Origin of the sequence: Okeania sp. SIO2F5 (assembly GCF_010692685.1) — a bacterium.
GTDB classification, from domain to species: Bacteria; Cyanobacteriota; Cyanobacteriia; order Cyanobacteriales; family Microcoleaceae; genus Okeania; species Okeania hirsuta.
Genome location: NZ_JAAHGU010000330.1, coordinates 1 through 1,048 on the forward strand (window position 1 = coordinate 1; position 1,048 = coordinate 1,048).

Here is a 1,048-nt window from a genome sequence, read left to right on the forward strand (position 1 = left end):
TTCAGTTGTCTATCCATTGAGTCGTTATTACCTACAATTAAGGTATGAAGCTAGTTGAACGTCATGTTATCACCAAATCACATTATTTGTGGTCAGCTTGTGACCAGAAGGCTTTTTTGTCAAAAAATCTGTTCAATTTAGCCAATTACCATGAGCGCCAATATTTTTTTGAAAACAAAAAGAAACTAAGCTTTAATCAACTGTATCATCTAGTATCTAAGAGTTACGATGATCAAGCTTTGCCAACTAAAGTTAGTAAGCAAATAATCAGAAGATTAGACTCAGCTTGGAGTAGTTATTTTGCCGCTTTAAAAGCATGGCCAAAACAGCGCCATAAATTTTTAGTCAGACCAAAAATCACTAAATATAAAAACAAAACAAAAGGTCGAAATATTTTAGTCTATTATCACGAATCAATTGACAAAAAAAACCTCAAAAAAGGAAGATGTAACTTATCCATGAGTGAGTTAAAAATTCCCAGATCACAAAAGTCAATTATAGAAGTGAGAATAGTACAAAAAAGCAGCTGTTATATGATTGAAATACTCTCTGAAAAATCGGAGAAAACAACAGATAATCAACAGGTAGCAGGAAGAGACTTAGGAGTGAATAACTTAATGGCTGTAACTACAAATCAAACAGGTGTAGCACCTTTATTGATAAATAGCAGACCATTAAAAGCGATTAACACCCTTGATAATAAAAAACTATCCCTGATACAATCCCAACTGAAAACCAAAAATCATCAAAACTCATCTAATCGGTTAAACGCTCTAACTCATAAACGAAACTGTAGAGTAGAAAATTATCTACATACAGCTAGTAAAAGAGTAATAGATTGGTGTGAGGTACACCAAATAGGAACCTTAATAATTGGACAGAATGAAAAGTGGAAACAATCTATTAATCTCGGGAAAAAGAACAATCAACAGTTTGTTAACATACCTGATTATAGATGAATAGAGATGTTAAGATCTAAAGCTCATTAAAAAGGGATAAAAGTAATAATTACCGAAGAATCCTATAGATCACAATCAAGTTCTTTAGA

General features: G+C 32.2%; 1 protein-coding gene. It reads left to right on the forward strand.

Going from position 1 to position 1,048, the window contains the following annotated elements; genetic code table 11:
- Positions 1-44 precede the first annotated feature (44 nt).
- Positions 45-959 carry a transposase gene (locus F6K27_RS33380; RefSeq protein WP_287284873.1) on the forward strand — a complete coding sequence of 305 codons (915 nt, stop codon included), beginning with the start codon at positions 45-47 and terminating at the stop codon, positions 957-959.
- Positions 960-1,048: the final 89 nt, after the last annotated feature.

Coding starts and splice junctions, on each gene's coding strand:
- F6K27_RS33380 (WP_287284873.1), top strand. CDS start 45: ATGAAGCTAGTTGAACGTCATGTTATCACCAAATCACATTATTTGTGG.